5 protein-coding genes are annotated in these 7,413 nt (G+C 39.0%); 3 read left to right on the top strand and 2 right to left on the bottom strand.

All coding sequences use genetic code 11. The features are described from left to right. Nucleotides 1–284: 284 nt before the first annotated feature. Both AC13EX_RS00200 and AC13EX_RS00195 read right to left on the bottom strand, forming a co-directional pair. The gene (locus AC13EX_RS00200) at nucleotides 285–1,181 is read right to left on the bottom strand and encodes a glutamate--tRNA ligase family protein (protein WP_482891062.1); all 897 of its coding nucleotides are present in this window, start codon (nucleotides 1,179–1,181) and stop codon (nucleotides 285–287) included. Next, nucleotides 1,178–1,852 (bottom strand): spheroidene monooxygenase, encoded by a 675-nt coding sequence (locus AC13EX_RS00195; RefSeq protein WP_482891061.1) that lies wholly within the window; start codon nucleotides 1,850–1,852, stop codon nucleotides 1,178–1,180. The genes AC13EX_RS00200 and AC13EX_RS00195 overlap by 4 nt, the downstream gene beginning before the upstream one ends. A 490-nt stretch (nucleotides 1,853–2,342) precedes the next feature. Between AC13EX_RS00195 and AC13EX_RS00190 the strand changes: the two genes are divergently transcribed. The 3 genes from AC13EX_RS00190 to AC13EX_RS00180 all read left to right on the top strand — a co-directional run bounded on the left by AC13EX_RS00190 (nucleotide 2,343) and on the right by AC13EX_RS00180 (nucleotide 7,085). Further along, nucleotides 2,343–3,500: an MFS transporter gene (locus AC13EX_RS00190; RefSeq protein ID WP_482891060.1), complete on the top strand. Its 1,158-nt coding sequence runs from the start codon at nucleotides 2,343–2,345 to the stop codon at nucleotides 3,498–3,500. A gap of 118 nt (nucleotides 3,501–3,618) precedes the next feature. Beyond that, on the top strand, nucleotides 3,619–4,311 hold the full coding sequence (locus AC13EX_RS00185; protein ID WP_048640531.1) for a phosphoadenylyl-sulfate reductase: 693 nt from the start codon (nucleotides 3,619–3,621) through the stop codon (nucleotides 4,309–4,311). Between the two features lie 125 nt (nucleotides 4,312–4,436). After that, nucleotides 4,437–7,085, top strand: a complete 2,649-nt coding sequence (locus AC13EX_RS00180) for a DUF7133 domain-containing protein (RefSeq protein WP_482891059.1) — start codon at nucleotides 4,437–4,439, stop codon at nucleotides 7,083–7,085. The last annotated feature ends 328 nt before the right edge of the window (nucleotides 7,086–7,413 follow it).

Genomic DNA, 7,413 nt, shown 5'->3' with positions numbered 1-7,413 from the left:
CTATATTGTTTTTTAATAGTTTTAAAAAGTCCTTCGAAAAGGAAAAGGACTTGATTGTTGTTAGATTATTTTCAAAAAAACTACGCTCCCTTTTCTTTCCTAAAAATAATAAAAATTCCTTAACTAAACGACATTGATATTCCGGGTTAAAAATAATCCTTATAACAATCCATTGTGGAAGAACGTATGCCTAAAATAAGTGTATATGAAGCTTTGGCTTATCCGGTTCCTGGAATAGTTGCCCATCAGTCTTCTCTGATAGGAGGGGAGTATTTGAATATACCTTATTTTGAAGATTGGGGAATAGAAGAAAGGAAAAGACTAGAGAACTCTTCCAAATTTGAAGCGGCTGATTTTAAATTCAGGTATTTACCCGCCAGTTGATAGATGGATTCTTTTTTCATTCCGGCTTTTCGCCTTTGTGAAATTGAATAGCTACCAATGGATTTCGATAGTTTTTTTCCTTCTTTTTTAATTAATAAATGGTGATGGAATGTGCTGTGAATGAATTTGTTGTCATCCAGTTGGTTTGAGAGGTATACCTGTGCGATAGTAGAAGGTAACAAGTCCATACCCCGTACAATCAGATCTATTCCGAAATTCATGTCATCAGCCATGGAAGCCAGTTGATAACTGGCGAAGCGATCTTTTTTTTGAACCATAAAAAAATCCATTGCCCTAGGTAAAATATAAGGTTTTTGCCCTGTTGAGTAGGTGTTTAAATCTACAGATGCATTTTTTTCAGTTTTTAACCTTAAAGAAGTTTGGCTTTTCCACAAGGGGATGTTGCGGTGTAAACAAGTGCCAGTATACCACTTCTTAGGGTGCTTGTTTAGCAATGTTTTGCGAGAACAATCGCAAGAGAATATTAAGTTTTTATCAATTAATTCGTAGATTATATCTTTGTAAATGGGGATTCTGTGAACCTGTGAGTAGTCTTTTAGGAATTCTTTGCTATCTCTAGGTCCTTCATCATATGGGATTTCTAAAAACTCCAGCGTATCAAAAATATCTTGAATATACTCCGACCTCACGCGCTTTTGATCTAGATCGTCTATCCGTAAAAGAATTTTGGCCCCATGTTTTTTCGCCAAACTCACAGTTATTAAAAATGAAATAACATTTCCCAGATGTAGGTAACCGCTAGGTGTAGGTGCCAGTCTGGTTTTATGGAGTTTCATTCAGTGGTTTCGCTTAGGTTGATAGGTATAAACCTTGCAAATAGTTCTTCTCTGTACCATCCTTCTTCTTTCACTTTTTTGATAACTTCTCTATGGCCGGAGTTGTAGGCGTAGGCTTCCATTTGTTCCCTACTGTTCCAGTAGCTAAAAGTAGCCTGTTCTATTATTGGCCACTCTCCTATACCTTTTGTATAAATCAAACCCTTTGCTTTTTCAGCAGACTTACTTGTTAGAGTTACAAACTTTAAGAAGTTTAAAACTTTCCGAATTTTAACTCTTGCCCTGGTAATAACCATAATAGGTCCATCTGTGGAAGAATTTGTAGGAGTAAATGGTGTTTCTCCATACCAGGTGCCATGACTTTGAATGCAGCGCATCCAATAGGTGAAATTACTAACACATTGCTGATTGAATCGTCGGTAATTTTCGGAAAGGCTAAAATTTTTAGCTGCATCTAGATCTTCCCATACCATTAACAAAGCATAGGTAGAAAGATCAGGTTTTAGGGAGAAGCCAAAACCTCCTCCTGTTCCCATCAATTTAAAGAACTTTTTTCCTTTGGCTTTTTTTAGGGGTGAAATGGCCAATTGCATTTGGTTAAATGCCCACCAGCGATTTCTTTTAGGGTATTGAAAAAAAGTAATGGATACGATCTCCTTGTGTGGATTCATGGCATGGATAAGTCGAATTAATTCGATACAGTATTCACTTCTACAAGTATAATCATGTCAACTTGTTTATTAACAAGTATCAATCAAAAACTTTTTTAATTATTACCCTTATCAAAAGTATGGCTAAGACAATAGCGGATCCTGCAATGACAAATTCCATTTAGATTTTGAGTTTTAGATTGAGAATAAAGCAACAATTGAAAAGAGCGTTAAAAGTCTCAGCCCATCCAAGGCAAGCGTGTTGCCTTTTATTTAACTCTAAAGTAGTATTTATGGTTTAATTAAATCTGAAATTGACCATCTATTACCTGTTGAGTTTATATTGATACGGTGTATGTAATTGATAATGTGTGGATTGATTGGGTTTGTTCCTTGATTTAGACTTTATGTAGACTTCTTCCTAAACTCATGCAAAAGTTTACGAAAAGTTAAAAGTCACCTTTGGTATTCATTCATTTTCTCTCTTACCTTTGTGAATTATTTAGAATCCATGGTGCAATTAAAAACAAGAAGAATTTCAGCAGGCGCTTTCTTTTTCCTCACAGGGTTGTGTTTTTCTTCCTGGGCATCCAGGATTCCTGATTTTCAACAAAAATTTTCATTGAGTGAGGGGCAGCTTGGTTCCGTGCTTTTGGGACTTCCTTTAGGTTCTTTACTGGCCTTACCTTTGGCTACTTGGGCTGTCATCAAATTTGGTAGCAGGTCGGTGGTGATGGTAGGTTTGTCCTTGTATGTCCTGGTGTTAGTCGGGATAGGGTTTTCTATGGATGCCTTTTTCTTGAGCGTGATGGTCTTTATTTTTGGGATGATTGGGAATATGATGAATATTTCCTTAAACACACAAGCACTCAACCTAGAAAAGGATTATGGAAGGAATATCCTAGGTTCTTTACACGGACTGTGGAGTTTGGCAGGCTTTGCTGGTGCTGGAGTAGGAGGGCTGATGGTGTACCTTCAACTAAGCCCATATCAGCATTATGCTATTATATTTTCAGTTGGTTTAATTGTGATTTTTATCTTTCGAAATGGATTTGTGGAGGAGGTACCGGACAAGACCAGTTCGGTGAGAGGACTTGTTTGGAAAAAACCTGACGAAACCTTACTTAAATTAGGGATGGTAGGTTTTTGTGGGATGATGTGTGAGGGCTGTATGTTTGATTGGTCAGGGGTTTATATGAATAAAGTTGTGCAAGCCCCAGCATATCTGGTCCCAACCGGCTATATTGCTTATATGGGAGCCATGGCTATAGGCAGGTTTGCTGCAGATAAATTGGCACATCGGTTTGGGATGATTAGGGTTTTACAAGGTTCTGGTATTATGATTTTTACTGGGCTAATATTATCTATCACTTATCCTCAGGTTTGGGTGGTTATTTTTGGATTTTTAATGGTGGGGTTGGGTACAGCCGCAGTGGTGCCTCTTTGCTTTAGTCTTGCTGCTAATTCTACTTCATTGCCCACAGGTATAGCCATTGCAATGGTCTCCACGATTTCCTTTTTTGGGTTTTTACTTGGCCCTCCGCTAATAGGGTTTATTGCGGAGTGGATCGGTTTGAAGGCCTCATTTGCTTTGATGTCTTTGGTAGGCTTGATGGTCACCTTTTGGGTTTGGGTAGGTAAAAAGAGTTTTACTCCTAAAGCCATCTGAAAAGAACCTTTATGATTTGGAATTTTGGCTATTGCATTTTAGAAATTAATCACTATTTTTACGAAAATTTAATACCTACCAAATCGGTAGGTTTTGTAGAATAATAAAAACACCTGGCATGCAGGAATCCTTGATTTCAAAAAAACTTTATTCAAAGGAAGAGATAAAAGCCCTAAATGAAAAGTACCGAGATTTATCGGTTGAGGAACGGGTAAAACAGTTGTATGTCGACTTTGATGCTAGCGATGTAATGCTTACCAGTTCCTTTGCGGCAACTTCAGCTTTATTGTTAAGTGTGTTCTCTAAAAGTAATTCAAAGCAAAAAATTTATTTTATTGATACAGGCTATCACTTTCCGGAAACCCTTGAGTACAGGGAAAAGTTAACTGAACTTTATGGACTGAGTGTGGAGTCTGTAAGCGCAGGAAAAGAAGATCATGCGTTTACGAGTAAAAATAAAACCTGGGAGACTGACCCTGAATTGTGTTGTTCCATCAACAAGGTGAAGCCTCTTGAGTTAATTAAAAGTAGGTTTTCAGTGTGGGTTTCAGGACTGATGAGCTGGCAGAGTGACCATAGAGCCTCACTAGATATTTTTGAAGAGCGTGGGGGGATCCTGAAATTTTACCCATTATTAGACGTCACTGAAGAAGAGAGAGATGCCTATATTAAAAAGCACGAACTTCCTTTTCATCCACTAATCGCTTTCGGATATCATTCCATAGGATGTAAGCATTGTACTGTTCCTGGAGAAGATAGGAGTGGACGCTGGAACAATAGCCCAAAAACGGAATGCGGGCTTCATTTGTAAGGATTGTAACTATAGTTGGCGTTTTATTGTGAAAAATAAATGTATTTTTAACGCAAAGCCCATTCCTATTTTTGGATGGGCTTTGCTTTTTGTATAATTTTGATTTTATAAAAAACTTAAGCCCAATGAAAAAATCCTTGTTCTTGCTTTCTCTTCTGGTTGTATTTTTTGCTTGTAAACCAGAAAAGAAGGTTGAAATTATTGAGTCTCAAACCTCTACTTCATTAGATTCTCTAAGTAAAGCCCTGGACTGGCCTGAAGATTTAGCTGTTCAGGCATTTTCTGGTCCAGACATAACCCCTAGCCCTGCATGTTTGGCTGTTTCGCCTTATGGGGAAGTTTATGTGGGTGTGGATGCGATAGGGTCTTTAGGAAAAACCCCCGGAAAAGGAAGAATTGTTAAGCTTATTGACAATGACAACGATGGCCAGGCGGATTCTCACACTGTCTTTGCAGAAGTGGACAATCCCAGAGGGATTATTTCTGTAGGCAACAAGCTGTATGTGCTTCATACGGTTTTCTCAAAGGAAGACAGCTTAGCTACCGGTATGGATCTTGTCGTATTTGAAGACAATGATGGAGACGGTGTTGCAGACGGTCCTTCCAAGCCGCTAATTCAACATATCAGCTCACCAAAATTTTTGAGAAACAGGGGTACAGACCATGCGACCAACGGGATTCGACTAGGAATTGATGGTTGGATTTACATTGCTGTTGGTGATTTCGGTTTTCATGGAGCAATAGATAGGGAAGGAACTGAAATGACCATGCTTGGTGGAGGCGTTTTAAGGGTCCGTCCTGATGGTACTGAAATGGAAATCTATACCCATGGTCTAAGAAATATTTACGATGTGGCCATTGATCCATACATGAACATGTTTACGCGTGGCAATACCAATGACGGTGGTGGATGGAACATTCGATTTATCCATCAAATCCAGTCAGGTGAATATGGATATCCTGTTTTATTTAAAAACTTCACCGAAGAAATTATTCCAGCGCTTATCGATGTTGGAGGTGGTTCTGGTACGGGTGCTTTGTTTTTGAATGACAATAGATGGCCTGAAAAATACAATAATAACCCACTAATGGCAGATTGGGGTAGAAGCCATGTCTATATTCATAAAGTGACCGAAGATGGTCCGTCTTATATTCAAAGTGAAACACCTTTTTTCAAGCTACCACAAGTAACGGATCTGGATATTGATGGATCTGGTAGAATGTTTATGGCTGCTTGGGATGGAGCAGGATATTCTGGTAATGAAAGTAAAGGGTATGTAGTGAGGGTTGTTCCAAAGGTTTTGGAATACAGTGAAATGCCAGATCTTCCTTCAGCAGATATAGACGATTTGGTGGATATGCTTAGCGAAAGCAGTGCTACGATAAGGATTTATGCACAACAGGAGCTCATTAATAGAGGTTCTGATAAAGCTGCAAAAGCAGCATTGGAATTAGCCAATGATGAAGACGCAGCTGATTTCGCGAGGGTCGCTGCTATGTATGCCTATACCCAAATCAAGGGAGTAGAGGCTATTCCTCAGCTGATGAAATTAATGAATGATGAGCAGCTTAAAGAGTATGTAATCCGAGCCGTTACTGACCGCAAAGAATTTTTGAGTGAACTATCTATCGAACCATTTGTAGAAGCTTTAGATGATCCTTCTGTAAGGGTGAAAGCTGCTGCTATAATAGCCTTGGGACGTATTGGAAACAAGGCTGCTATTCCTCAATTATTAAAAACCAAGGTGCCGGATTCTTTTCAAGCTCCAAAATATGGAGAAGAAGGACCACATGCCACTCCTAACTCAGATATTATTTTGTCCCACCTTGCGGTAAGGGCATTGGTGAAATTGGATGCTGACGAGGAAAGTTTGGCAGCGGTTGGATCAGGAAATTCTAAATTGGCTCTTTGGGCTTTACGTTATATGCATTCTAAGGATGCTGTTGCAGGGCTAGTTGCTAGATTTAATGGGTCGAGTACAGAAGACCTTGAATTGAAACACGGGATACTGACTACTTTGGCAAGATTGTATACTAAGGAAGCGCCATACGATGGTTCTTGGTGGTGGGGAACCAGGCCAGATACCCATGGGCCGTATTACAAATCAGTGTTGTGGTCTGAGTCGGCGCAAATCAAAGAATTGTTTAAAAACTTATGGGAGAACGGCTCCCAAAGCGATAAAGATCTGATAGCAATGCTCAATGAGAAAAACCGAATGGGAATTACCGAGTTTGGTGGTGAATTTTCGGTAACAGAAATCATAGAAGAACCAGATTTTGACCTGGAGAAGATTAAAAACCAAAAAGGTCAGGTGGGGGAATCCTCCATAGAGGATATTCTTCTGGCTATGCAGGAAGTGAAAGGAGATGCAGTCAAAGGAGCGGCAATTTTCCAAAACCAGGGTTGTAAAGCCTGCCATAGTATTTCTGCTGATGAGCAAATGAAAGGACCGTTCATGGGGCAAATTGGTAGCATCATGTCTAGAGAGCAAATTGCTGAATCTATTCTAAAGCCCAATGCTTCCATCTCGCAGGGTTTTGCAACGGTTATGATTGATACCAAGGATGATAAGTCTTATGTAGGCTTTGTGACAGCAGAGAGTGCTGAGCGCATTGTTATCAGAAATATTGCAGGACAAGCATTTACCATTTTGGCAGACAATATTAAAGAACGTACTGAACTAGAAACGTCAATGATGCCTAGTGGATTGGCCAATGCATTGTCTTATGAAGAATTTGCATCTTTGATAACTTATCTTTCGGAACAGAAATAAGGCATAGATCTAATTAATAATAAAAACCCAATAGAAGATGTATGGCAGCTTCTATTGGGTTTTTTTATTGAGTTACAATTCCTTGCTTGCGGAAAGGACTTATTCCTATGGGAATTGATTACCTGATTAGGATTAAACCCGGATTATGTAATAGGATTCGTAATGAGTGTTGCAATGGCAAAAAAATCAGACTGTTTGGAGATTTTAGCATAGCACCGCTATGGTGAAATTGAAAACAGCAACGAAGTGGCTGATTTTAAAGCGATTTCAGCACGTAATAGAATGTCTACTGCATATTTCGGGTTAAAACTTGTCCTTTATTTTTGAG

This window comes from Cyclobacterium sp. L-R (assembly GCF_056859355.1).
The sequence above is the reverse complement of the archived record's forward strand: the minus strand, read 5'-3'. Positions and strand labels throughout refer to the sequence as shown.

Coding starts and splice junctions, on each gene's coding strand:
- AC13EX_RS00200 (WP_482891062.1), bottom strand. CDS start 1,181: ATGAAACTCCATAAAACCAGACTGGCACCTACACCTAGCGGTTACCTA.
- AC13EX_RS00195 (WP_482891061.1), bottom strand. CDS start 1,852: ATGAATCCACACAAGGAGATCGTATCCATTACTTTTTTTCAATACCCT.
- AC13EX_RS00190 (WP_482891060.1), top strand. CDS start 2,343: ATGGTGCAATTAAAAACAAGAAGAATTTCAGCAGGCGCTTTCTTTTTC.
- AC13EX_RS00185 (WP_048640531.1), top strand. CDS start 3,619: ATGCAGGAATCCTTGATTTCAAAAAAACTTTATTCAAAGGAAGAGATA.
- AC13EX_RS00180 (WP_482891059.1), top strand. CDS start 4,437: ATGAAAAAATCCTTGTTCTTGCTTTCTCTTCTGGTTGTATTTTTTGCT.